The sequence below is a fragment of the Polynucleobacter sp. AP-Capit-er-40B-B4 genome, assembly GCF_018882245.1.
Lineage (GTDB): Bacteria > Pseudomonadota > Gammaproteobacteria > Burkholderiales > Burkholderiaceae > Polynucleobacter.
This window is the reverse complement of the sequence record NZ_JACVOV010000002.1, coordinates 131,133-153,487: the sequence shown is the minus strand read 5'-3', so window position 1 is coordinate 153,487 and position 22,355 is coordinate 131,133. Positions and strand designations below refer to the sequence as shown.

At 45.0% G+C, this 22,355-nt stretch carries 26 protein-coding genes and 1 pseudogene; 18 read left to right on the top strand and 9 right to left on the bottom strand.

All coding sequences use genetic code 11. The features are described from left to right. The first annotated feature begins 1 nt into the window (after position 1). The 4 genes from trmD to ICN19_RS05735 all read left to right on the top strand — a co-directional run bounded on the left by trmD (position 2) and on the right by ICN19_RS05735 (position 3,033). Complete coding sequence (gene trmD / locus ICN19_RS05750; protein ID WP_216246179.1) at positions 2–748, top strand: tRNA (guanosine(37)-N1)-methyltransferase TrmD; 747 nt, start codon at positions 2–4, stop codon at positions 746–748. A 133-nt stretch (positions 749–881) separates the two neighbouring features. Beyond that, complete coding sequence (gene rplS, locus ICN19_RS05745; protein WP_068324277.1) at positions 882–1,277, top strand: 50S ribosomal protein L19; 396 nt, start codon at positions 882–884, stop codon at positions 1,275–1,277. Between the two features lie 62 nt (positions 1,278–1,339). Next, the gene (locus ICN19_RS05740; protein ID WP_216246178.1) at positions 1,340–2,077 is read left to right on the top strand and encodes a CoA pyrophosphatase; all 738 of its coding nucleotides are present in this window, start codon (positions 1,340–1,342) and stop codon (positions 2,075–2,077) included. Next, positions 2,074–3,033: a CobD/CbiB family protein gene (locus ICN19_RS05735; RefSeq protein ID WP_216246177.1), complete on the top strand. Its 960-nt coding sequence runs from the start codon at positions 2,074–2,076 to the stop codon at positions 3,031–3,033. Before ICN19_RS05740 ends, ICN19_RS05735 begins: the two co-directional genes overlap by 4 nt. Here the strand turns inward: ICN19_RS05735 and rsgA are convergent. Together rsgA and ICN19_RS05725 are read right to left on the bottom strand one after the other, a co-directional pair. Further along, positions 2,978–3,991: a ribosome small subunit-dependent GTPase A gene (gene rsgA, locus ICN19_RS05730; RefSeq protein ID WP_216246176.1), complete on the bottom strand. Its 1,014-nt coding sequence runs from the start codon at positions 3,989–3,991 to the stop codon at positions 2,978–2,980. The two genes, ICN19_RS05735 and rsgA, sit on opposite strands and share 56 nt — an antisense overlap. A gap of 2 nt (positions 3,992–3,993) precedes the next feature. Next, positions 3,994–5,247 carry a M48 family metallopeptidase gene (locus tag ICN19_RS05725; RefSeq protein ID WP_216246175.1) on the bottom strand — a complete coding sequence of 418 codons (1,254 nt, stop codon included), beginning with the start codon at positions 5,245–5,247 and terminating at the stop codon, positions 3,994–3,996. A 15-nt stretch (positions 5,248–5,262) separates the two neighbouring features. Here ICN19_RS05725 and orn point away from each other — a divergent pair, with 15 nt between their 5' ends. Next, positions 5,263–5,859 (top strand): oligoribonuclease, encoded by a 597-nt coding sequence (gene orn, locus ICN19_RS05720; RefSeq protein ID WP_216246174.1) that lies wholly within the window; start codon positions 5,263–5,265, stop codon positions 5,857–5,859. 77 nt (positions 5,860–5,936) lie between these two features. Here orn and mog read toward each other — a convergent pair whose 3' ends face one another. Continuing rightward, the gene (mog, locus tag ICN19_RS05715; protein WP_216246173.1) at positions 5,937–6,560 is read right to left on the bottom strand and encodes a molybdopterin adenylyltransferase; all 624 of its coding nucleotides are present in this window, start codon (positions 6,558–6,560) and stop codon (positions 5,937–5,939) included. Positions 6,561–6,586: 26 nt separating this feature from the next. Between mog and pmbA the strand changes: the two genes are divergently transcribed. From pmbA to ICN19_RS05695, 4 genes are all read left to right on the top strand, one after another. Beyond that, entirely contained in the window at positions 6,587–7,933 is a 1,347-nt protein-coding gene (pmbA, locus tag ICN19_RS05710) for a metalloprotease PmbA (protein WP_216246172.1), read from the top strand. 99 nt (positions 7,934–8,032) lie between these two features. Then, complete coding sequence (locus tag ICN19_RS05705; RefSeq protein WP_216246171.1) at positions 8,033–9,115, top strand: TRAP transporter substrate-binding protein; 1,083 nt, start codon at positions 8,033–8,035, stop codon at positions 9,113–9,115. Positions 9,116–9,229: 114 nt separating this feature from the next. Next, positions 9,230–10,507, top strand: a complete 1,278-nt coding sequence (locus ICN19_RS05700) for an NRAMP family divalent metal transporter (protein WP_216246170.1) — start codon at positions 9,230–9,232, stop codon at positions 10,505–10,507. A gap of 9 nt (positions 10,508–10,516) precedes the next feature. Continuing rightward, complete coding sequence (locus ICN19_RS05695) at positions 10,517–11,302, top strand: sulfite exporter TauE/SafE family protein (protein ID WP_216246169.1); 786 nt, start codon at positions 10,517–10,519, stop codon at positions 11,300–11,302. Here ICN19_RS05695 and ICN19_RS05690 read toward each other — a convergent pair. After that, a complete protein-coding gene (locus ICN19_RS05690; RefSeq protein ID WP_216246168.1) occupies positions 11,295–11,960 on the bottom strand; it encodes an alpha/beta hydrolase in 666 nt (221 codons plus the stop codon). The two genes, ICN19_RS05695 and ICN19_RS05690, sit on opposite strands and share 8 nt — an antisense overlap. 262 nt (positions 11,961–12,222) lie before the next feature. Here ICN19_RS05690 and ICN19_RS05685 point away from each other — a divergent pair, with 262 nt between their 5' ends. Both ICN19_RS05685 and ICN19_RS05680 read left to right on the top strand, forming a co-directional pair. After that, positions 12,223–13,452, top strand: a complete 1,230-nt coding sequence (locus tag ICN19_RS05685; RefSeq protein ID WP_216246167.1) for a dicarboxylate/amino acid:cation symporter — start codon at positions 12,223–12,225, stop codon at positions 13,450–13,452. Positions 13,453–13,764: 312 nt separating this feature from the next. Next, positions 13,765–14,139, top strand: coding sequence for a hypothetical protein (locus ICN19_RS05680; protein WP_216246166.1), 375 nt, complete (start codon positions 13,765–13,767; stop codon positions 14,137–14,139). 8 nt (positions 14,140–14,147) lie between these two features. On the opposite strand, the gene ICN19_RS05675 is transcribed toward ICN19_RS05680, so the two are convergent. Both ICN19_RS05675 and ICN19_RS05670 read right to left on the bottom strand, forming a co-directional pair. Continuing rightward, positions 14,148–14,366 (bottom strand): hypothetical protein, encoded by a 219-nt coding sequence (locus ICN19_RS05675; RefSeq protein ID WP_216246165.1) that lies wholly within the window; start codon positions 14,364–14,366, stop codon positions 14,148–14,150. Positions 14,367–14,490: 124 nt separating this feature from the next. Further along, positions 14,491–14,841: an HNH endonuclease gene (locus ICN19_RS05670; protein WP_216246164.1), complete on the bottom strand. Its 351-nt coding sequence runs from the start codon at positions 14,839–14,841 to the stop codon at positions 14,491–14,493. Between the two features lie 76 nt (positions 14,842–14,917). On the opposite strand from ICN19_RS05670, the gene ICN19_RS05665 reads away from it, so the two are divergent. From ICN19_RS05665 to ICN19_RS05650, 4 genes are read left to right on the top strand one after another with little or no spacing between them, the layout of a single operon-like run. Continuing rightward, complete coding sequence (locus tag ICN19_RS05665) at positions 14,918–15,181, top strand: TIGR03643 family protein (protein WP_216246163.1); 264 nt, start codon at positions 14,918–14,920, stop codon at positions 15,179–15,181. Continuing rightward, complete coding sequence (locus ICN19_RS05660; RefSeq protein ID WP_216246162.1) at positions 15,178–16,713, top strand: cryptochrome/photolyase family protein; 1,536 nt, start codon at positions 15,178–15,180, stop codon at positions 16,711–16,713. The genes ICN19_RS05665 and ICN19_RS05660 overlap by 4 nt, the downstream gene beginning before the upstream one ends. Continuing rightward, positions 16,703–16,873, top strand: a complete 171-nt coding sequence (locus tag ICN19_RS05655; protein WP_370625148.1) for a DUF2256 domain-containing protein — start codon at positions 16,703–16,705, stop codon at positions 16,871–16,873. Before ICN19_RS05660 ends, ICN19_RS05655 begins: the two co-directional genes overlap by 11 nt. A 12-nt stretch (positions 16,874–16,885) precedes the next feature. Further along, on the top strand, positions 16,886–17,488 hold the full coding sequence (locus ICN19_RS05650) for a glutathione S-transferase (protein WP_216246161.1): 603 nt from the start codon (positions 16,886–16,888) through the stop codon (positions 17,486–17,488). A gap of 17 nt (positions 17,489–17,505) precedes the next feature. Here ICN19_RS05650 and ICN19_RS05645 read toward each other — a convergent pair whose 3' ends face one another. Genes ICN19_RS05645 through ICN19_RS05635 form a run of 3 tightly spaced genes read right to left on the bottom strand, consistent with a single transcriptional unit; the run spans position 17,506 to position 20,246 of the window. Next, positions 17,506–18,348, bottom strand: a complete 843-nt coding sequence (locus tag ICN19_RS05645; protein WP_216246160.1) for a DUF6671 family protein — start codon at positions 18,346–18,348, stop codon at positions 17,506–17,508. Between the two features lie 30 nt (positions 18,349–18,378). Continuing rightward, positions 18,379–19,347 carry a sodium-dependent bicarbonate transport family permease gene (locus tag ICN19_RS05640; protein ID WP_216246159.1) on the bottom strand — a complete coding sequence of 323 codons (969 nt, stop codon included), beginning with the start codon at positions 19,345–19,347 and terminating at the stop codon, positions 18,379–18,381. 20 nt (positions 19,348–19,367) lie between these two features. Continuing rightward, positions 19,368–20,246 (bottom strand): LysR family transcriptional regulator, encoded by an 879-nt coding sequence (locus tag ICN19_RS05635; protein ID WP_216246158.1) that lies wholly within the window; start codon positions 20,244–20,246, stop codon positions 19,368–19,370. A 134-nt stretch (positions 20,247–20,380) separates the two neighbouring features. Between ICN19_RS05635 and ICN19_RS10210 the strand changes: the two are divergent. From ICN19_RS10210 to ICN19_RS05625, 3 genes and pseudogenes are all read left to right on the top strand, one after another. Next, positions 20,381–21,043: pseudogene (locus ICN19_RS10210) on the top strand (TerC family protein); the annotation flags it as partial. Then, positions 21,032–21,637: a universal stress protein gene (locus tag ICN19_RS10205; protein WP_370625179.1), complete on the top strand. Its 606-nt coding sequence runs from the start codon at positions 21,032–21,034 to the stop codon at positions 21,635–21,637. The pseudogene ICN19_RS10210 and the gene ICN19_RS10205, both read left to right, overlap by 12 nt. A 158-nt stretch (positions 21,638–21,795) precedes the next feature. Then, positions 21,796–22,128 carry a hypothetical protein gene (locus tag ICN19_RS05625; protein ID WP_216246156.1) on the top strand — a complete coding sequence of 111 codons (333 nt, stop codon included), beginning with the start codon at positions 21,796–21,798 and terminating at the stop codon, positions 22,126–22,128. The last annotated feature ends 227 nt before the right edge of the window (positions 22,129–22,355 follow it).

Sequence of the window (22,355 nt, the reverse complement as noted above, 5' to 3'; positions counted from 1 at the left end):
TATGCGCTTTGATGTTGTGACCTTATTTCCAGAAATGTTCTCTGCTTTAACGCAGTGGGGTATTACTGGGCGCGCATGCGAACAATCTTTGACTAGTGTCCATTTGTGGAACCCTCGAGATTTTTGTTCTGACCCTCGTAAAACGGTAGATGATCGCGCCTATGGCGGCGGTCCAGGAATGGTCATGATGGCGAAGCCATTGGAAGATACCGTTGCCGGAATCAAGGCATCCCATGAGGCAGCCGGAATCAAAAGCGGTCCAATCTGCTTGTTAGCACCCCAAGGTGAGCGATTTTCTCAGAAGATAGCGACAGATATCCTCAATTACGGCAATTTAAGCTTCATTTGTGGTCGATATGAGGCTGTAGACCAGCGTTTTGTGGACCGAAACGTCGATTTACAGCTTTCTATTGGCGATTTTGTGGTCTCTGGGGGTGAAATCCCTGCTATGGCTGTGATGGATGCGGTTATTAGACTTATCCCAGGGGCGCTTGGAGATGGCGAATCAGCCACCCAGGATAGCTTTATGAACGGCCTTTTGGACTATCCGCACTACACCCGCCCTGAAATATATGAAAATTTATCCGTTCCGGACGTGCTTTTAGGCGGACATCACGCTAAAATAGCGGATTGGCGTCGGCAGAAGTCTTTGGAGCTGACGTTGAGGTTAAGGCCGGACTTAATTGAATCGGCTAGAGCCAAAGGGTTGCTAACCCGAGAAGATGAACAATTTCTTCGCTCTCTGTAAATACTTTTAGTGTGCAGTAGTGAATAGGTAGTTTAGTTTTTGGTTTAGTGAAATTGTTTTAACTGCATCCTCTATTAGGTCCGTTGATTTATATCTCGGGATTAAACGCTAATACGATGTTTAAGGATTAAAAATGAATTTAATTGAAAAAATTGAGCAAGAAGAAATTGCTCGCTTAAGTGCTAACAAAGTATTGCCAAGTTTTGCTCCTGGCGACACAGTAGTAGTTAGCGTAAACGTAGTTGAGGGTACACGTAAGCGTGCCCAGGCCTTTGAAGGCGTTGTGATTGCTAAGCGCAATCGCGGACTCAATTCCAGCTTTATCGTTCGTAAGATTTCATCTGGCGAAGGTGTAGAGCGTACATTCCAAACTTACTCACCATTGATCGCTGGTATTGAAGTGAAGCGTCGCGGTGATGTACGTCGTGCGAAGTTGTACTACTTGCGCGATCGTTCAGGTAAGTCTGCACGTATTAAAGAGAAGTTGCCTGCACGCAAGACTGCAGCAGCTGCTCCAGCCGCAGAATAAATATCGGCACGAAGTAAAAAAGGCGGCCTCGGTCGCCTTTTTTGTTGCCTTAGAATATGAAGATGCCCAAGACGCCAAACACTGAAGACTACGCAATGAATGTTGCTGCGCCTCCAGGATTTGATGCGCAAGCAGTTCCGATTCATGAGACATGCGCACATGAAAAAAAGGTGGCAAAAGAATTTCTTGAGCCAGCCGGTTTAAAGCTGCGTTTGCAATCTCCACCAGAGTGGCAGCCAGAGATTACTGATGAAAACCGTCATGTGATTGCTGCAGATATTATTGCCAAACGTGAGTCTGCTGGAAAGGTTACAAAAGCTGCAGTGCTTATTCCTCTTGTATTAAAAGAGGAGGGATTGTCAGTGCTGCTAACGCAAAGAACCAATCATTTGCATGATCATGCGGGGCAGATTAGTTTCCCTGGGGGTCGCATGGATCCCGAGGATCAAAGCCCAAATGACACTGCTTTACGTGAGAGTCAGGAAGAAATTGGACTAGATCCCAAGAGAGTTGAGATTATTGGCCACATGCCGCAGTATTTAACGGTATCTGGCTATAGCGTGACGCCAGTAGTAGGATTGGTTCAGGCTCAGGCAGAATATGTCTTAGACGAGTTTGAGGTAGCGGATGTATTTGAAGTGCCCTTGAGTTTTTTGCTTGATCCTGCCAACCATCAGGTTAGACTGTGGCAAAGTGAGCAGGGCGGACGACGTTTTTATTCAATGCCTTATGAGAACCGCTTTATTTGGGGTGCCACTGCGGGAATGTTGCGTAACCTTTATCATTTATTAAAAGTATGACTTTCTTTTCTATTCTCTTCGCCCTCATTGCTGAGCAATATCGCCCAGTAACTTCGAATCATTGGATTGCGCGTGTTTGTGCTCGCTGGTTAGATTGGGTTGCCGCTGAATTCGGAGGCAAGACGGAAGATGGTGCAAGTCCTGTGGGCGCGCGTATGGCCTGTTTGGTTGCCTTCATCTTGCCAACCTTCTTAGTCTTCATGGTGTATGTCGTTTGTATGGTGACTTACCCCATCCTAGGATTTATTTGGAACATCGTCATCGCGTATTTGTTTTTTGGCTTTCGTCAGTTCAGCCATTCATTTACTGCTGTACATGAAGCGATTGAAGCGCATGACTTACCTGGAGCTCGTGCTGCCTTGGGTGAGTGGTACGGTCCTGAGTTAGATACCTCTAACTTGACTGAGACTGAAGTGATTTCTTTAGCGCTTGAGCGTGCCATTATTGGCTCGCATCATCATGTCTTTGGTGTGCTGTTCTGGTTCATGATGCCAATGGGCCCAGCAGGCGTTGTACTTTATCGCTTGGCAGACATTGCTGCGCAACGTTGGTCTGAGCGCGGTGACTTCAATCTAAGTGAGGCTGCTCGTCATTTCTTCTATGTCTTGGATTGGGTTCCTGCACGCATTACTGCAATGGGGTTTGCGATTGTTGGCAACTTCGAAGGTGCTGTTTATGGTTGGCGTTACCTGACACAAAAATGGTCTGATTCTTTATCCGCAGTGATTTTGGCTGCAGGTAGTGGTGCGCTAGGCGTTCGCTTGGGTGAGCCTATGAGTGAACCTGATAGCGATGAAGCATTGCGCATGGCTGAGGCAGGTGAGCCGGTGGTATACGAGGTAGGTCTTGAGCCTACTGAGCGCACCATGCGCTCTGCAGTGGGATTGGTGTGGCGCCTCGTTATCGCTTGGATGGCTTTGTTGCTAATGCTGACCATCGCTCTTTGGCTTGGCTAATTCCCTGAATTTGTACATCCGCTGTTTTTGAGTCGGAGTGTAGTTGTCTAAATAGCGCCAGTCTTTCTGGCGCTATTTCGTTTCTGTCTACCGCTTCTCGCACCGCACAATCTGGCTCAGATAGATGCGCGCAATTATGAAAACGGCACTTGCCAAGCAAGTCTTTAAATTCTCTAAAGGCATGCTGTAGCTCACTCACAGACATATGAGCTAAACCAAACTCCTGAAAGCCTGGTGAATCAATCAGCGCACCTAACTTGCCGGTTTCATCTCTACCCCAGGCTTCTGGTAATTCAAAGTAACGGCATGCAGTAGTGGTGTGTTTACCGGTATCTAGGCGGACTGAATACTCTTGGGTCAGCGCAGCGGCGTTGGGTATCCAGGCATTGAGTAAGCTAGATTTACCCATGCCCGACTGACCAACAAAAACAGAAACCTTGCCTTGTAAGGCTTTACGCAAGGAGTCAATTGAGGCCGGATCAAATTTGGCGGAGACCTCGCTTACCTGATAGCCCATGCGCGCATAGGGCGCGATGATTTTTCGAGCGTGCTCCAGGTTATCTTTGAGATCGCATTTATTGAGCAGAATATGCAATCCAATTTGATTGGCTTCTGCTGCTACTACTGCTCTTCCCAAAAGGTCTGGTGAGAAAGCTGGCTGTGTTGCGAGCACTACTAGGATTTGATCAACATTTGAAGCAATGAGCTTGCTCTTAAATGCATCTGAGCGATAGAGAAGATTTTCTCGAGGCTCAATTTGGATGATGCGCGCTTGATCTGCCGAAGTCATTTCAAGCAACATCCGATCACCCACTGCGCCGATATGTTGCTTAGCTGGAGTGCTCACCTGAATGAGCGGACCATCAGGTGACTCGTTGCCATGGGTGTCTGCAATCAAACGCTGCGCTAAATAATGCCTTCCGTAGGAGGCAATCAGTAGCGCATGAAACTGTTCCATCGTTATGAGCTAAACCGTTGTAAGTTAGCAATGCGTAATGGCGCAGGTGGATGGGAGCTATAAAAAGCGGTATAGATTGGATCCGGTGTGAGAGTAGACGCATTATCTTGATATAACTTCACCAGTGCCGTAACCAAATCTTTTGCGGAAGATTTTTCAGCAGCAAAGCCGTCAGCCTCGTACTCATGTTTGCGTGATGCCAAGCTGGAGAGCGGTGTGAAGAAGAAGCTGAACACTGGTGATACCAGCATAAAGAGCGCTAATGCAAGTCCACCGTTATAGCCATTGAGGTTAGGCATTACGCTCAAGTCTGTATAGAACCAAACCTTAGTACTAATCCAACCTAAGAGAGCAAACATGGCAAAGCTCAAGGCAAAGGAAACCAGGAGGCGCTTACGAATATGGTTGCATTTGTAGTGACCAAGCTCGTGTGCAAGTACTGCTTCTACTTCGCCAGGATTGAGTTTCTCAATTAAGGTATCGAAAAATACAATGCGTTTGGCTTTACCCATGCCAGCAAAAAATGCATTGCCATGGGCGCTACGCTTACTACCATCCATAACAAATAGACCTTGGCTGGCAAAGTCGCATCGTTTTAGAAGTGCTTCAATCTGCGTCTTTAATGGACCTTCATCCAGGGCTTGGAATTTATTAAACAGTGGCGCAATAAAAGTTGGGAAAACCCACTGCATCAGCAAGCTAAAGACTGTTAATACTGCCCATGCCCATAACCACCATAAATCTCCTGCTTTTTCCATCAAGGACAAAATGACCCAGAGTAGTGGCACGCCAATTGCGCTACCTACTGAGATCCCTTTAAACATATCTGAGAAGAATAGTTTCTTGGTCATCCGATTAAAGCCAAAGCGCTCTTCTAGATGGAATTGCTTGTACCAAGAAAATGGAATATCGAGCACTCCAGAAATGAGCACAATTGAAACAAGTAGGGCCATCTGTTGGGGAATGCCTTCACCCAGAAGTTGCAGCAGCGCCATGTTTAGGATCTGCAATCCACCCAATAAGGTGAAGCAAATTAAAATGATGGCACTGACGCCATTTTCTATAATGCCAAGGCGTAATTTGGCGATAGTGTAGTCAGCTGCTTTCTGATGCTCGGCTAAAGTCACTTTTTCAGTGAATTCAGCAGGCACGGCATCGCGATGGTCTGCAACATAGCGAATTTGACGTTGGGACAGCCAGTGGCGTAAGCCAAAACTAGCAATAAAGGCGATTAGAAAAACAATTGTGAATGTCATGAGATCATTATAGATATGAGCGAGCAAACTAACACAACAGCAACACCGGCAGTTAAGGCGGCACCAGTCAATGAGCACCTTATTTGGGTGGATATGGAGATGTCAGGTTTAAACCCCGAAACAGAGCGGATTTTGGAGATTGCCATCATCGTTACTGACGCCCATCTAAATACCATTGCTACAGCGCCCGTCTGGGTTGTGCATCAAGAGGATGCAGTTTTAGATGCAATGGATGCCTGGAATAAGGGCACTCACGGGCGTTCAGGCTTGATCGATAAAGTGAAGGCATCCACCTTAGATGAGGCTACCGTCGAAGCACAATGCATTGCATTTCTGAAAAAATACATCAAGGCAGGTATTGCGCCCATGTGCGGCAATACGATTGGTCAAGACAGGCGCTTTATGGCGAAGTACATGCCTAAGTTAGAGGCTTACTTTCATTATCGAAATATCGATGTGTCTACCTTAAAAGAGCTATGCAAACGTTGGCATCCCGAGTTAGTCAAAGGCTTTACCAAGAAGCAGGCTCATACAGCATTGGCCGATATCGAGGAGTCGATCGAAGAGCTCAAGTACTACCGTGAGAAATTTATCGTACCCTTGCCGCAGTGATTGGGTAAAAGCCACATAAACAAAAGGTCCGCAATACGGACCTTTTGTTTATTTGCTAACAGCCAGATATTTTCGCATTACTTTTTAATTGCGCTCTTGGGTCTGAAGACCTTAATCACCGCTTCGTCAGTTTCAATATACGGGCCACCAATTAAATCGATGCAGTAGGGTACTGCCGCAAAGATGCCGGGAACGATCGATTTTCCGTTTTCATCTTTGAGGCCTTCAAGTGTTTCCGCAATGGCCTTAGGCTGTCCTGGTAGGTTGATGACCAGTGCAGCATGACCATCTACCTCTCGCAAGACAGCGGTTTGTCTAGACAAAATTGCGGTTGGTACAAAGTTCAGGCTAATTTGACGCATTTGTTCGCCAAAACCAGGCATTTCACGGGTTCCAGCATCACGGGTGGCCTCAGGGGTGACATCTCTTCTGGAGGGGCCTGTGCCGCCTGTGGTGAGAACTAGGTCACAGCCTAGCTCATCAACCAGCTCAACAATCGTTTCGGTAATCACTTCCGATTCATCGGCAATCAGGCGTTCATGAAAGGCGCAGGGATTGCTAATGGCTTTCATAAGCCAGGCTTGCAGTGCAGGAATACCCTCATCTTGGTAGACGCCTTTACTGGCGCGATCCGAGATGGAAATCAGGCCAATTTTGACCTCATTTGGGCTATTTCGTTTTAGGGCTTCGGTATGCTTCATGTTTCTATTCTAGCTATTATTAGGGTATGTTTACATACACATCAAATCAGTTTCAAGAAATCATTGATTTCATGCTCAAAGAGGCCAAAAGAAGGGGTGCCTCAGATGCCGTAGCTGAGGTTTCAGAAGGGCAGGGTCTCTCTGTAACCGTTCGCAAGGGGGAAGTGGAGACCATCGAGCAAAGCCTAGATAAGCAAGTAGGCGTTACATTATTTTTGGGCCACCATCGTGGCAACGCTAGTACTAGCGACTTTTCTAAAGAGTCTCTGAAGGCAACGGTAGATGCCGCTTTCCATATTGCGCAACATACAGCAGAGGATGTGTGCGCTGGACCAGCGGAAGCTGAATTATTAGAAAAGCATCCACTGGATTTAGATTTGTTTCATCCATGGAATATCGATGCAGCTGCTGCCGTAGAGATCGCTCGCTCTGCTGAGGGTGCTGCTTTCTCTGTGAGTAAACAAATTCAAAATAGTGATGGCGCATCTGTGTCAGCTCATCATGCGCATTTTATGATGGGGACATCTCTTGGTTTTATGGGCGGCTATCCATTTTCTCGCCACTATATTTCTTGTGCTCCGATTGCAAGTTCAGGCGGTAAGAAAGCGCATATGCAGCGCGATGATTGGTATTCCAGTTCACGCATTCCTGAGGAGTTGGCTGATCCTGCTGCGATTGGGCGATATGCGGCTCAGCGTGCTTTATCACGTCTCAAGGCAAGATCATTGAGTACTCGACGTTGCCCTGTGATCTTTGAGGCCCCTTTAGCTGCGGGCTTATTAGGTGGCTTGGTGCAAGCCGTTTCTGGAGGTGCTTTATATCGTCGCTCTAGTTTTTTGCTAGACAGCTTGGGCAAACAAGTTTTACCAAAGCATGTCAGTTTGTTTGAAGACCCACACTTAAAGTCAATGACTGGCAGTGCGCCATTTGACGAAGAGGGAGTAAAAACATCCGCTCGCACAGTGGTAGATAAAGGAATATTAGAAGGCTATTTTTTATCAACCTATTCAGCGCGTAAATTAGGCATGAAGACTACCGGCAATGCGGGCGGCTCTCACCATCTCACTTTACAAAGTAAGAAAACGCCAAAGGGTGGTTTGCCTGCCTTATTGAAAGAAATGGGTACTGGCTTATTGGTTACAGAATTAATGGGTCAGGGCGTTAACTATGTGACGGGTGATTATTCTCGGGGCGCATTTGGTTATTGGGTTGAAAACGGCGAGATCCAATATCCCGTTGAAGAGGTCACTATTGCTGGTAATTTGCGCGATATGCTGATGGATATTCAGCTTATAGGTAGCGATACGTTGATCCGTGGGACCAAAGAAACAGGGTCTATCTTGCTTGGCTCGATGACCGTTGGTGGCAAATAATTAAAGAGCTAAAGACAGTCAGTAAATGCGGTAATTAAGCGCAGTAACTAAATACAAAACCTATATACAAACTCATGATTTTTTAAGGAGGAGGCAGTAATGCAAAGACGTTCATTTTTAAAGAAAGCCACTATTGGCGCCAGTGCTGCAGCTTTAGCTACACCGTCACTTGCGCAAAACTTGCCAACTTTAAATTGGCGCTTGGTATCGAGTTTCCCTAAATCATTGGATACTTTATTTGGCACGCCAGAGGTTTTTGCGAGTGCATTACGCAAGGCAACTGATGGCAAATTTAATGTCAAAGTTTTTGCTGCGGGTGAAGTAGTTCCGGCTTTGCAAGTATTGGATGCGGTTCAAAATGGCACAGTAGAGTGTGGACATACTGCAAGCTATTACTACTTAGGTAAAAACAGTGCCTTCATCTTTGACACTGCTGCTCCATTTGGTATGACGGCCAGACAGCAAGCTGCTTGGATGCTGCATGGCAACGGCATGAAGTTAATGCGTGAACTCTATGCGAGCTACAACATTGTGAATTTTCTAGGCGGACAGACTGGTACGCAAATGGGTGGATGGTTTCGTAAAGAAATCAAGTCTCCAGAAGATTTAAAGGGTCTTAAGTTTCGTATCGCAGGATTTGCAGGGCAGGTGCTTGCAAAGCTAGGCGTCGTTCCGCAGCAGTTGCCGGCCGGTGAGATCTATTCGGCTTTGGAAAAAGGCACGATTGACGCCGCTGAATTTGTCGGTCCATACGATGATGAGAAGTTGGGTCTGGCTAAGGTAGCCAAAAATTATTATTACCCTGCATTTTGGGAAGGTGCTGCAGGATTATCTTTCCTAGTTAACAAGAAGCAATGGGATTCATTGCCGCCTTCTTACCAAGCTGCATGGGAAGCCGCCTGCTTTGAAGCCCATACAGATATGTGCGCCAAGTATGATGCACTCAACCCACCTGCATTGCAGCGTCTTTTGCAGAGCGGTGCGGTATTGCGTAAGTTCAACACTACCATTTTGGATGCTTGCTTTAAGGCTAGCCAAGAAACCTATGCAGAGGAATCTGCCAAGAATCCACAATTTAAAAAGATTTTTGAGGACTATCGCGCCTTTAGAAATATGGAAGCCCAATGGTTCAATGTGGCCGAACAAGCATTTTCACAATACAGTTTTAATAAGAAACTTTAAGGAGAATCCTCTTTCATTAAGGGGGCATCATGTGGGCCATTCTTTCCCCCATGATCTCCCAAATAGGTTATTAAGGACTATATTAAAAATGAACGCTATGCTTCTCCAGTCCGCATGAATCTATCTCAAATATGGACTCGAATTAAGCAACACCCTTTATCTCGAGTTGGCCCAGGATTAGTTACGGGCGTTGCAGATGATGATCCAAGTGGAATAGTGACTTACTCGCAGGCGGGTGCGCAATTTGGCTTGAATATGCTTTGGACTATGCCCTTCGCATATCCCCTGATGTCGACTATTCAGGTCTTATGTGCTCGTATAGGTAGGGTAACGGGGCGCGGTTTATCAGCCAATATGAAGCTTGCCTTTCCACCTGCAGTGCTCATCACCCTGGTATTGCTGCTGCTGATTGCTAACGTTCTCAACATTGCCGCTGATATAGCCGCGATGGGTGAAGTTGCTCAATTGGTCACGGGGATTAATTGGCACATCATGACTGGCATATTTGTACTGCTAACTCTCGCTTTGCAGATACTAATTCCTTATCGTCACTATGTTTTCTTTTTAAAATGGCTATCGCTTTCCCTGCTCGCTTACGGCGCAGTATTATTTACCGTTCAGATTCCTTGGAGCGATGTTCTCTGGAGCACCTTCTTCCCGCGGTTAACCTGGAACTCAGAATCAGCTGCGGTAGTGGTTGGGATTTTTGGGACCACCATTAGCCCTTATTTATTCTTTTGGCAATCATCTCAAGAAGTAGAGGATATGAATTTACATGGGCAAATCAATCTTCTCGAGAGTAAAAATGAGGCGGAGATAAAGGCGGAGCTTAGAAGAATTCATTGGGATACTTGGAGTGGGATGCTGTACTCGAATGTAGCTGCCTATTGCATTATTTTGGCCACTGCAGTTACCTTGCATGTTGCAGGAGTAAATGACATCAATACCGCCGCTGAGGCGGCTGCTGCGCTAAGACCTCTTGCAGGGGAGTTTGCCTTTCTTTTGTTTGCGCTAGGTATCTTGGGTGTTGGTTTAATGGGCGTGCCTATTCTTGCTGGCTCGGCTGCCTATGCTTTATCTGAGGTATTTGGTTGGCGCTCAAGCCTAGAAGATACAGCCGCTCAAGCACGGAAGTTTTACGCCATTATTGCCTTTAGTGTCTTTATCGCTTTGGCTATTCAGTACTCACCTATTAGCCCCATGAAGGCATTATTTTGGAGTGCGGTGATTAATGGGGTTGTCGCCGTTCCACTTATGATTGCAATTATGGTTTTATCATCTAAGAGCTCTGTGATGGGGGTTTATGTCGCCTCTTTGCCAATGAAATTTTTTGGCTGGCTAGCAACGGGTTTTATGGCCGTCGCCGCTGCCTACTTGTTTATAGCTTGGTAAGATCCCAAGATGTTGGATTTACTCTCGACCTCCTTGTCACAATCTTTTCACGCGCATTCATTCATATTTTTTGTATGTGCGGTGATTAGCGTCATCATCGTCGGTGTGTCAAAAAGCGGCTTTGGTGCGGGCCTCGGCATTCTGTCGCTTCCCTTGATGGCAAGCCAATCCAGTATTAACGAAGCCTTAGCAATTTTGCTGCCACTTTTGATTGCAATTGATTTGGTCGGGATGCGCAGATTTATTCGTAACGCCAACTGGCGCATTCTGAAAATTATTACGCCACCAGCAATTGTGGGTCTTCTTCTAGGGATGATTTTCTTTACCGCTATTACTCCAAAAGTATTAACACTCTCTATTGGTATTTTTACTTTGCTGTTTTTGATTCAAAATCTCGCCATGTCACGTATGGCGACAAAAGAAGCCAGGTCTTATCCATGGCTTGGGCGCGCAATGGGCTTGACCTCTGGGTTCACATCTTTTGTGGCACATATTGGCGGGCCCCCAATTACCGTTTATATGCTTCGAGAGAATCTTTTGCCGATGGCCTATACCTCGACCTTGGGGATCTTCTTTACAGTCATTAATTTTGGCAAGCTCGGACCATATGCCTACCTAGATCTTCTCAATTACCAACAGCTAGCAACCTCAATCATCTTATTGCCTTGTGTGCCTATTGGTGTCTACTTTGGCTTTTACTTGGCCAAAAGAATCTCCATGAAATGTTATTACCGAACAGTGAGATTCTTTTTACTAGTTGCCAGCATCAAGTTAATTTCTGATGGGCTTATGTAGTTTTCAGTACTTGCTGTAAAAAGCGTGAGATATCCATCAGCTCTTCATGATTCACTGAGTGCTCCATTGGATATTCGTTCCAATCTACTTGATAACCCATGGATTCAAGCAGGGCATATGAAGCCTGGGCTCGATCTAAAGTAACCACTGGATCATACGTGCCATGCGCCATAAAGATGGGGGTACTGGAGTTGGCGGAATGTTTTTCTATGTTGGCACTCATCGCTAGAGGCAGGTATCCTGACAAGGCAATGATGCCTGCTAGCCTGTGTGGAAAACGTAGGCCAATATGTAATGCCATGGCACAGCCTTGCGAAAAACCGGCTAGCACAATTTTGTCGTAAGCAATTCCACGACCCAACTCTTTTTCTATAAGCTCAACTATTGCTGCTGCTGACTTCTGAATGCCGGCCGCATCTTCTTGGTCCATTAGATTTCTGCCGATGATGTCATACCAGGCAGGCATTACATAGCCTCCATTCACAGTGACGGGCATGCTGGGCGCGCTAGGAAAAACAAAGCGAATTCCGGGACAGCCAGTGAGTTTTAATTCTGGAATGATGGGTACAAAATCATTGCCATCGGCGCCTAGCCCGTGGAGCCAAATAACGGCAGCTGTTGGGTTCGGACTGGTTTCTAGTTCAATGCAAGGGAGCATATCAATTTTCTCTTAAGGAATTTGAATCGATCATTATCGACTCATATAAGCCTCCTTGTTGTAGCTTGGCACCCAGTATGGCCAAAGCGTTCCAGATAAATGGCGACTGCTAGACCCAACCAAATCATATTGCCTCTATTTACCCAGGTAGGTGAATGCCCCAGTCTAACTAAAACCTAGATAAAACCTATCGGCACTTTCACTAGGGTGGGTGTGGAACTGAGTAGAATCTCTCTATACATCCCATTTATATAGGCCATCCATGAACTCCAAAAAGCTAACCAACTTCATTTTAGGGGCGATGGTCTTGGGTGTGCTGGCAGGTTACTTGGTAAATCTGTATGGCGCTGGAACCACTTTTCCTGTCCAGTATGTAACCTATATCTCCATCTTGACGGATGTATTTTTGCGTTTGATCAAAATGATCATTGCACCACTGGTATTTGCAACGCTAGTTGTTGGTATTGCCAAAATGGGTGATGCCTCAACAATTGGTCGAGTAGGTCTAAAAACCTTTGCATGGTTTATCTCTATGTCTTTGGTATCTCTGTTGCTTGGCCTAGTAATGGTGAATATTTTGCAGCCAGGCGTTGGAGTGGAGTTAACCCTGCCAGAGATTGCTGCAAGTACTGGCCTAAATAAGAGTAGTCTGAACCTTCCTGAGTTTGTGCGACATATTTTTCCTGTCAGCATCTTTGATGCAATGGCAAAAAATGAAATTCTGCAAATTGTTGTATTTGCCGTCTTCTTTGGCGTAGGCGCTGCCGGCATGGGGTCGCGTGCAGATGAATTTATTCGTAATCTCGATATGCTCTCGCACATCATGCTCAAGATTACAACGGCAGTGATGAAGCTTGCTCCTATAGCGGTATTCTCGGCTGTCTCCTCGGTAATTGCTGAGAATGGCGTTGGGATACTGATGACCTACGGTAAGTTCATGCTGAGCTTTTATGCATCCATTTTTGCGCTTTGGATAGTCATTATTTTGATTAGCTCTCTAGTGCTGAAAAAGCGCACCTTGCACCTAGTAAAAATGTTGCGTGAGCCAGCATTATTGGCTTTTACAACCGCAAGCTCTGAAGCTGCGTACCCAATGACTTTAGAGAGGGTGGAGCGCTTTGGTTGTAAAAACAAGATTGCTTCATTTGTTTTGCCTGTAGGTTATTCGTTTAACTTAGACGGCTCAATGATGTATTGCACCTTTGCCGCAATTTTTATTGCACAGGTCTACGGTGTAGAGATGGAGTTAAGCCAACAACTCTTAATGTTGCTGGTATTAATGATTACCTCTAAAGGTATTGCAGGTGTGCCGCGCGCCTCTTTGGTGGTAATTGCTGCAACCTTATCGCAATTTAACTTGCCTGAAGCTGGGGTGCTATTGATTCTAGGGGTTGATCATTTCCTGGATATGGCACGCTCTGCAACCAATGTTTTAGGAAATGGTTTAGCTACAGCCGTAATCTCTAAATGGGAAGGCGAATTGGAGGGCTAGGTAAATCCCCTTAAATGTAGTCGTAATTTGATGCATGCAGGTGTAAGATCGGTTTCATAGCTTGCTCTAGACAGAGAGGGTTGTGATGAGACCGTTTTATATCGATTACCCCCAGGAAAAAATTGCAGAGCATCAGCATGCTTATCGGTGCCTGCATTGCAAGATCCCCACTACGATTATTTTCGGATTGCTCGAGAATCATGCTAAAGATTGCGTTTATCGAACGCATCAAGGTAGGTGGACCCAGCTAGAGGCAAGTCTAAGGCCTCAAAAAACGCATTTTGATGAACCCCTTATTGATGAGGTGGATTAATGAAAACATACCCTATAGCGCTAGAGCTCACCGTTTGGATGGATCTTGGGCTGAATCAATATGAAGTAACGATTGATGAGGTTTCTAAGATTTCCATTAAACGAACAGATGATGTGCTGCGATCAAGAGAGTTATCGGGCAATGAGGTGAGCACCTTAATTGCTGCCATAGAATCTTTGAGGGTGCCAGTCAGTGAAGAGCCAAAAGAAGTTGGGGTGAAGCCCTCTGCCAGTTACGAGTTGATTGTGGAGTCTGCCCACTTCTCTTTGGAATTTAATTGGGAGGATATCGACTTAAAAGGGATGAGTGCAAAGGCATTTACATCTGTGGCTGCCTTGACAGCTGTAGTGGAAAGTCTGGACTTGGCTCACTAAGATCTTTTTTAAGCCTCCACCATAATAAATTCTCCTAGAGATATTCTGTCTCTAAATTGCGAGAAAGAAAATAGCGCCTTAATTTTCCTGGTGTTAATGACCTCAATTTTTCCTTCTGGTGTCAGGTTGGCAAGATAGTCCCCTTCCGGAAACAGTGCCTCAGGAATACTTTCGGTCTCGAGCATTTGAGCTGGCAATACCAGGCTCTTTGTAATTTTGATGCGCATGACTCATATTAGGTAATAAGAGTTATAACGATTTCTAGAATTGCACAATTTCTAAATCTCATGCACCAAAAGGGGAGTGAACTTTAAGCCTCGCGCAATAGACTGCACTGAAGCGGTGCAATATTTATTTGCTTGATTTTAGGCGGCTACTTTTACGAGTCTTTTCATAAAATGAATCCGGCTTACTCGCAACCCACTGTATAAACTTTTTCATTTCAGGGTGATCTCTCAACATCTGTGCATGATGATATTGCTGGGCGAGTTCGACTTCGGTAAACAGGGCGTGTATTTGTTTGTGGCAAATTCGATGTAGGTACTCGGTAGTCTTCCCTCCCTTGGACTTGGGAATGAGATGGTGGGCATCCCTCTGTGACGGTGGAATAGAGCGGTCACAGATGGGGCAAATGATTTCTACCGGCTTTTGCATGGCTGGGATCACCTGGGAAATCAGTTTTTGACGAATTTTTCCAATCATGCGAGGGGTGTGGCTACTTTACGGAACAATGACATGGGCTCAAGCTAGTTTAGTAAATAAGTCTTAAACTTGCTGAGTGCCAAAATCCCCGACCCTCTCCGAACCTGACTTATCTCGCCTTATAGAAATGGCTTGGGAAGACCGCACACCATTTGATGCCATTGAGAAAAGCTTTGGCCTGGGTGAGCCACAGGTTATTGCCATCATGCGCAAAGAGCTCAAGCGCAGCTCATTTGAACTCTGGCGCAAAAGGGTAACCGGACGAGCAACTAAACATAGTGCTTTGCGCAGCGAAGATGTCACTAGGGCTTACTGCCCAACGCAATATAAAACTAAATGAAGCATCCTGAGCGCCTCATTCTAATTCTGGGCGATCAACTCGATTTACAGAGTTCAGCCTTAAGAGATATTGATCCAAAAGCGGATCAAATCATCATGATTGAGTCGGCCAATGAGGCGCAGTATGTTTGGACACATAAAGCCAAAATTGCCTTGTTTCTATCTGCAATGCGTCACTTTGCAGTTGAGCTTGAAAAGCAAGGTTATCCCCTGACTTATGTAAAAAGTTCGCCATTGCCGATTGTTGAGGTTCTTAGAGAGCAAATCCTGGAAATGAAAGTTACACGCTTGGTGTGTGTGGAGCCGGGTGAGTGGCGTCTCAAGCAGGCGCTCGAGGCATTAGCAAAAGATCTTCATATTGAATTGGAAATGCGAGAGGATGAGCATTTTTATTGTTCCCGCAAAGAGTTTATGGATTGGGCGGCTAATAAAAAAGAGTTTAGGTTGGAGTATTTCTATCGCTTGATGCGCAAGACCCATCAAATCTTAATAGATGGAGATGGTAATCCCGATGGTGGGCAGTGGAACTATGATCAAGATAACCGCAAACCTTATCCTAAAAAGGGCCCAGGCATCATCGATGCCCCAGCATCATTCGCAGTAGATGCCATTACACAAGAAGTGCTGGACTGGGTTCAAAAGACTTATTCAGATCATCCGGGATCCCTGGCGTCGTTTAACTGGCCTGTGACTAGAGAGCAGGCAGTTCAAGCTTTGGAATATTTTGTTGAATATCGCTTAAGAAACTTTGGCGTTTATCAAGACGCAATGTGGACTGATACGCCCTTTGGATGGCACTCCATTTTATCGAGTGCGCTCAATCTCAAGTTGCTTAATCCTCGCGAAGTAGTAGATGCGGTTTTAGTGGCTTGGAAAAAGTACTCTCTAGATCTTTCCACTATTGAAGGCTTCATTCGGCAGATATTAGGGTGGCGCGAGTTTGTGCGTGGCATGTACTACTTAGATATGCCAAAGATGGCACAGGATAATTACTACCATCATCAACTCCCACTACCAAAGTGGTACTGGAATGGGCAGACACAAATGGCTTGCATGAAAGATGCCATAGGCCAAACGCTGCAATATGGATACGCACATCATATTCAGCGTTTAATGGTGACAGGTAACTTTGCACTTTTAGCTGAAATTTTGCCTCAGGAGGTATGTGAGTGGTACTTGGCTATTTATGTGGATGCGATCGAGTGGGTGGAACTTCCCAATACGGCTGGCATGGCCTTATTTGCCAATGGCGGGAGGTTTACAAGCAAGCCTTACATAGCCAGCGGAGCTTATATCAAAAGGATGAGTAACTATTGCGGCTCTTGTCAGTACAAGCCGGAGGTTCGTCATGGAGAGAGCGCATGCCCCATTACGACTTTGTACTGGAATTTCTTAATCAAGCACCGAGATCAGTTTGAAGCAAGCCCAAGAACTAGATTAATGACGGCCAATCTGAAACGCATTAGCGACGAGGATCAAAAAGAAATTACACTGCATGCCCAGAAAATATTGAATCAGCTTAATGACATTTAAAGCTATGGTTAAGACATCATTCAAGGGTAATAAGAGCTTTCTCCCGACAAAAGTCTGCGTAGTATGCAAAAAAGAGATGACTTGGAGAAAATCTTGGGCGAAAAACTGGGAATCAGTAAAGTATTGCTCTGATGCTTGTAGAAATAAAAAGATCTCATAAGAACGTCATTCAATGATTTTGTATTCCTATCGCAGATGCCCTTATGCAATGCGCGCTCGCATGGCCTTGAAGTACGCGAGCATTAAGCTGGAACATCGTGAAATCGAGTTACGCAATAAGCCTCAATCAATGTTGCTCGCATCCCCCAAGGGCACTGTGCCAGTACTTTGTATGGGCGATACGGTTCTGGACCAAAGTGTCGACATTATGCGTTGGGCTATCGATCAATCTGACCCTGCTGGCTGGGGAGATGTTGACGATACTCTTGCTCAAACTTGGGTTGAAAAAAATGATGGACCTTTTAAAGTCTTACTAGATCAATACAAGTATCCCAATCGATTTCCAGAGCTAAATCAAGAGGTAGTTCTCGAAGAGGCGCTGCAGCTCATGCTATTGCCCATGGAGCAATCCTTGCAAGCGACTCAATACTTGCTGGGTGCTCAGATGTCTTGGGTGGATATAGCGATCTTTCCATTTATTAGACAGTTTTCGATGGTGGATCCGAGAAGATTTGAGAGTTTGCCTATAAACGCAGTCAAGCAATGGCTCTCGCTACACCTTGAATCTGAATTATTTAATTCAGTCATGCAGAAACATCCAGTCTGGCGCGATTAACTCGACTTAGTGATGATCTAAGGATTGCAGTGCTTACATTTTGAAGGATCTGCAAACTTAAATACTTTCATGCCTTCGGTTTGTTTATGCTCGCATTTAATGCAACTCCAGATTTTGGCAATCTCCTCATCTGTTGCGAGCCCGCAGGCGTTGCATGGCAGACCACGCTTTACATCTGTGATCCAAAATCCCGGAGTGCTGCATTTGGGGCAGACTGAATTCATCTTATTGGCCAGATCAAGCGCAGCATTACGAATATTGTCCATGCGGGTTGGATTGGCAAAGGCGCGTAAATCATTTTCGACGTAGACAATACCTTTTGAGGATAGGCTTTTTGCCCAATCAAAAGCTTCCTTTAGCTCCGTTAAATCTTGAATTCCTTTTCTCGATTGCGGGTGATACTCATCAGTCGGCTTAATGACTAGGTGATGTGATGGAAAGAGTGCGGAATCAGCAAATTTTTTGAGCTCTTCCCAATGCGATACGTAGCCACTTTCATTTTGGGCCGGACCACTAGCAAATCCAGTAAGTTCTAGTTGATATTTTTGATCTATCAAAACAATCAATTCATTGTTCCAGGGAATGGCGCCGGTGTAAGGATCGTTCATAAACGCACCTTCATTGGCCAAGCCCAGGTCAATTTTGAGTAACTCTATTCCTATTGCAGCTTTTTTGCGAGCTGCATCTAGTTGCGAGCCGTATCGAGGTGTTTCTTGTGTGAATGTTCCCAATAAATCGGTATCGTAGATGTCCGTGTGCTCTACAAAACAATCTACTTCGGCATTGAGCACTTCGCCGATCACTTTTTCTTTACCGTGCTTGGTTAATAAGCTGGCTGATCGTTTAGAAAAGATGCCCATCGCTTACCTTATTTACCTATAACAGTATTTCTACAGGAATTGTGTGGCAATAAGGGTGTAAAGCGGAATGCCCAAAATAATGTTGAACGGAAACGTGATTCCCAGAGACATCCCCATATACAGAGCTGGGTTCACTTCAGGTAAGGCGTGACGTAAAACTGCTGGCACTGCAATATACGATGCGCTAGAGGCCAATACCATGAGAAGAATGGTATTTCCTAAAGGAAGTCCAATTAATTTACAAAACACTAGGGCTAAGAGTGCATGTGAGAGCGGCGAGCCAATGGCATAGAGCAAAGTAATGGGTGGTTTACCTCTTAAGCCCTTGAAGTTTCTGGCGGCCATAAGTCCCATATCTAGCAAGAAGAAGGACAGCATCCCTTTAAAGAGATCAATTGAAAAAGGTGCCATTAATTTATTTCCAGCGTCGCCACTCACTAGTGCCACTGCCATTGATCCTAACAATAGTAGTTGGGCGCCATCAGTAAAAGACTCGTGGAGTATTTTGGAAATTCCAGCGGGCTCGGTCTTCACGCTTGAGCCTGTTGACATCGATGCCCGCGCCTTGTTTGCCAAGATAATTGCCAAAATAATGGCAGGGGACTCCATCAGTGCCATGGCTGCTGCCATGTGACCACCATAAGCAATACCAAATTGATCTAAATATTGTGTGGCGGTAATGAAGGTAACAGCGCTAACCGAGCCGTAAGTTGCTGCAATGGCAGCAGCATCAAAAGCGCTTAACTTTCTTCTTAAAATCCAGTAGCCAATGATGGGGATAATGATCGCAAGAAATACCGCCAACCCTAAGGAGAAAGCGATCTCACTGGTAAATCCTGACTTGTGAAGGGCGAAGCCACCCTTCAGTCCTAGTGCCATTAATAAATAGAGGGATAGAAACCGAGAAATTTGTGGAGGAATTTCTAGGTTGGATTTTACGGAGCCAGCGAAAACCCCAAAGATAAAAAATAGTATGGCGGGGTCTAGAAAATTAGTCATAGTTTAAGAATCTATCAGCTTTACTGTTTAATGATTGCTTGCACAAGTGGGTGTTGAATTTTCTTCTCCGAGCGAATCGCATAGAAGTATTCATATATGTCATCGCAGCTACCGAGTAATTCGATGCCATAAGTATCTTTAAGATCTTTTTCAATCAGCTTACCGGCAGGAAAGACACCAAGCCCACTTGCGGCAAAAGTTTTTAATAGAGCACTATCCTCAAACTCTCCAACAATATTCGGAATGATGTCCTGTTTTTTCAGCCACTGATCAATTAGTGGCCGAACGGTAGAGTGTGCTGTAGGTAGTAGAACAGGCAAATCTTTTAAGCATTCTGGAAATTTCCCCTTTACCTTTTTTGAGAGTTGCTTGGGTGCGTACCAGGCGATCACTGTTTTTGTTAACTCTTCGCTGTAGACATTTAGGTTTTTATTACTTGGGGCTGGGCGATCAGCCAATACGATATCTAGTCGATGCAATGCGAGGTCGGCTAGCAAATCATCAAACTCCCCTTCATGTGCGATAAGTTGAACATCCTTGTGCTTCAGGATCGGTTCAAGCATTTGCCTGGTAACAAATTTAGGTAGGCCATCAGAAACGCCAACGGTAATTTTAGTTTTAGGCGACTTGGCCGCATCTCTCACCGCCTCAGGCAGTCTTTCGCCAATGGAGAAGATTTGATCGGCAATTTCTAGGGCTGCAAACCCGGATTCGGTGAGGGCGATTCCTCTCCCGGCTGGTTTAAAGAGCATGTAGCCCAGCGATTTCTCCAAATCATGTACTTGGGCGCTAATGGTTTGTATAGCCATATCCAGGCGCTCTGCCGCCTTAGACATACTGCCTTCTTTGGCAACCACCCAAAAGTAATAAAGGTGGCGATAGTTATAGGTATTGGCCATATTCAGTTTTTTTCGAAATTACTATCAATATATATCTGCTTTTAGCTAAATACAAATGCGCCTACATTAACCCCATAGTTAGTCATGGCATTTCATGTACTGCTTATTTAATTTAAACAGATAGAGGTATTCAATTGGAACTATTTAGCCCTGAGTTTTTTTCGGCACTACTAGCGATTGTGGTGATTGATTTAGTTTTAGCAGGCGATAACGCTATTGTGATTGCGATGGCCGCCAGAAATTTACCAGCTCACTTACAAAAGAAAGCCATTGTATGGGGAGCGGTTGGCGCAATTGCAGTGAGAAGCGCAATGACGCTAGTGGTGGTGTATCTGCTCAAAATTCCAGGCCTGATGTTAATTGGTGGTTTGCTCTTGGTATGGATTGCTTACAAACTCTTAACGCCAGCCAAAGATGATGATGATGGACACAGCAATGCTTCCACTAGTTTTTGGGGTGCAATGAAGACGATTGTGATTGCTGATGCAGTCATGGGTTTGGATAACGTCTTAGCGGTAGCAGGGGCATCTCATGGAAGTTATGTCTTGGTTGTGCTGGGCTTGCTGATTAGTATTCCAATCGTGATTTGGGGTTCAACACAAATTCTGAAGCTGGTTGAGCGCTATCCATCGATTACCTATATAGGTGCTGGTGTATTGGCATGGACTGCTGCAAAGATGATGATGTCCGAGCCAATGGTTAAGGAAATGCAGTTATTTCAGAACCCAGCATTTGGTTATGCCGTCCAAGCTCTCGTGATATTTGGTGTTCTGTTTGGTGGCTTTATGAAGAGTAGGTTGGCGTTGGAGGAGACAATTGCGCCAGCTGTAGTTGATACAGAAGTATCCGATAAGCAGTCTTATAACGTAGGAGAAAAGGTAATGAACAAAGTTCTAATCCCGGTTGATGATTCTAGTAACGCTTTGATGGCTTTGAAACATGCAGTCAATATGTATGGAAATGATCGTCAAACACACTTTCATATCTGCAATGTGCAACCCACGCTGTACACACACATACGAAAGTTTTTAAGTAAGCAAACGATTAATGAGTGGCAAGCAGATCGCGCTAAAACAGCTGCAAAGACAGCATCCGAATTTCTGGAAAAAGCGGGCGCAAATTTCTCCTTCACTTATGTAACGGGCGATAAAGGAGAGGCTTTGCGAGACGAAGCGCAGCGCTTAGAGTGCAATCGCATTGTGATTGGTACCTCCAAGAAAAATACTCTCAGCCGTTTATTTGAAAACTCCACAACAGCCAAGTTGCTGGAAATCAGTGATATTCCAGTTGAGGTAGTCACTGGCAAATCTTTATCTACGCTTGAGCGTTGGGGTATCCCAGCACTGGGCGCTGGTGCAGCAACCGCCTTAATGGCGGCAGTAATCGACTAGTTTTACATCCTGCGGTTCTCTTTATGCCCTCTACCCGAGGGCATTTTTTTAACTAAATACTCAGTAAATAACAGAATTATTATTAATAAACATCTGCTTTATTAAGAATAAATATCGCTCTATATTGAAATCTAGATGTTCAACAAAGGAGATAAATCATGAATGTCATATTAGAAACAAAAGAACAAATTGAGCCAGAATTTAAAACATTTACAGAGAATCGCGTGAAATTTTCTCTAAAGAGGCTCTTTTGGTTGGTGAGAAAAATTAAAGTGAAGTATTCCTCTGTAGATCAGGCAAAAACAGGCTGCAACCAAAATTGCATTATTGAATTACAAACTTTTGATAATCGCCAGATCGAGGTAAGTTTTACAGCAAGAGACCGAAGAACGGCATTAGAGATGGGTTTAAAGAAAGTCTACAAGCACATGCAAAAGGCGTTTCATAAAGCTCAGAAGTATGGCCGCTTATCTGGCCGAGCATATGCTTGAATTCGCACATAGTTTTGTAGCTTAACTGTGATCTAATAAGATGAATAAACGGGGAGTAGCCTGCCCAGCAATGGGTCTCACATATCGTCATTACGGCCTTTGGGCCCGGTATGTGAGTAATTTTTAAGGCAAGACCATTTACTATTTTCTAAATGGCTAAATATTGACTTTCCACCCCAAAATCCTATGTTCTGGCATTGTTTTGCCCTGCTACGCCCCTCATTGGG

Bases quoted from the DNA above. Each gene is read 5' to 3' on its own strand.
- trmD (WP_216246179.1), top strand. From the start codon at position 2: ATGCGCTTTGATGTTGTGACCTTATTTCCAGAAATGTTCTCTGCTTTA.
- rplS (WP_068324277.1), top strand. From the start codon at position 882: ATGAATTTAATTGAAAAAATTGAGCAAGAAGAAATTGCTCGCTTAAGT.
- ICN19_RS05740 (WP_216246178.1), top strand. From the start codon at position 1,340: ATGCCCAAGACGCCAAACACTGAAGACTACGCAATGAATGTTGCTGCG.
- ICN19_RS05735 (WP_216246177.1), top strand. From the start codon at position 2,074: ATGACTTTCTTTTCTATTCTCTTCGCCCTCATTGCTGAGCAATATCGC.
- rsgA (WP_216246176.1), bottom strand. From the start codon at position 3,991: ATGGAACAGTTTCATGCGCTACTGATTGCCTCCTACGGAAGGCATTAT.
- ICN19_RS05725 (WP_216246175.1), bottom strand. From the start codon at position 5,247: ATGACATTCACAATTGTTTTTCTAATCGCCTTTATTGCTAGTTTTGGC.
- orn (WP_216246174.1), top strand. From the start codon at position 5,263: ATGAGCGAGCAAACTAACACAACAGCAACACCGGCAGTTAAGGCGGCA.
- mog (WP_216246173.1), bottom strand. From the start codon at position 6,560: ATGAAGCATACCGAAGCCCTAAAACGAAATAGCCCAAATGAGGTCAAA.
- pmbA (WP_216246172.1), top strand. From the start codon at position 6,587: ATGTTTACATACACATCAAATCAGTTTCAAGAAATCATTGATTTCATG.
- ICN19_RS05705 (WP_216246171.1), top strand. From the start codon at position 8,033: ATGCAAAGACGTTCATTTTTAAAGAAAGCCACTATTGGCGCCAGTGCT.
- ICN19_RS05700 (WP_216246170.1), top strand. From the start codon at position 9,230: ATGAATCTATCTCAAATATGGACTCGAATTAAGCAACACCCTTTATCT.
- ICN19_RS05695 (WP_216246169.1), top strand. From the start codon at position 10,517: ATGTTGGATTTACTCTCGACCTCCTTGTCACAATCTTTTCACGCGCAT.
- ICN19_RS05690 (WP_216246168.1), bottom strand. From the start codon at position 11,960: ATGCTCCCTTGCATTGAACTAGAAACCAGTCCGAACCCAACAGCTGCC.
- ICN19_RS05685 (WP_216246167.1), top strand. From the start codon at position 12,223: ATGAACTCCAAAAAGCTAACCAACTTCATTTTAGGGGCGATGGTCTTG.
- ICN19_RS05680 (WP_216246166.1), top strand. From the start codon at position 13,765: ATGAAAACATACCCTATAGCGCTAGAGCTCACCGTTTGGATGGATCTT.
- ICN19_RS05675 (WP_216246165.1), bottom strand. From the start codon at position 14,366: ATGCGCATCAAAATTACAAAGAGCCTGGTATTGCCAGCTCAAATGCTC.
- ICN19_RS05670 (WP_216246164.1), bottom strand. From the start codon at position 14,841: ATGATTGGAAAAATTCGTCAAAAACTGATTTCCCAGGTGATCCCAGCC.
- ICN19_RS05660 (WP_216246162.1), top strand. From the start codon at position 15,178: ATGAAGCATCCTGAGCGCCTCATTCTAATTCTGGGCGATCAACTCGAT.
- ICN19_RS05655 (WP_370625148.1), top strand. From the start codon at position 16,703: ATGACATTTAAAGCTATGGTTAAGACATCATTCAAGGGTAATAAGAGC.
- ICN19_RS05650 (WP_216246161.1), top strand. From the start codon at position 16,886: ATGATTTTGTATTCCTATCGCAGATGCCCTTATGCAATGCGCGCTCGC.
- ICN19_RS05645 (WP_216246160.1), bottom strand. From the start codon at position 18,348: ATGGGCATCTTTTCTAAACGATCAGCCAGCTTATTAACCAAGCACGGT.
- ICN19_RS05640 (WP_216246159.1), bottom strand. From the start codon at position 19,347: ATGACTAATTTTCTAGACCCCGCCATACTATTTTTTATCTTTGGGGTT.
- ICN19_RS05635 (WP_216246158.1), bottom strand. From the start codon at position 20,246: ATGGCCAATACCTATAACTATCGCCACCTTTATTACTTTTGGGTGGTT.
- ICN19_RS10205 (WP_370625179.1), top strand. From the start codon at position 21,032: ATGAAGAGTAGGTTGGCGTTGGAGGAGACAATTGCGCCAGCTGTAGTT.
- ICN19_RS05625 (WP_216246156.1), top strand. From the start codon at position 21,796: ATGAATGTCATATTAGAAACAAAAGAACAAATTGAGCCAGAATTTAAA.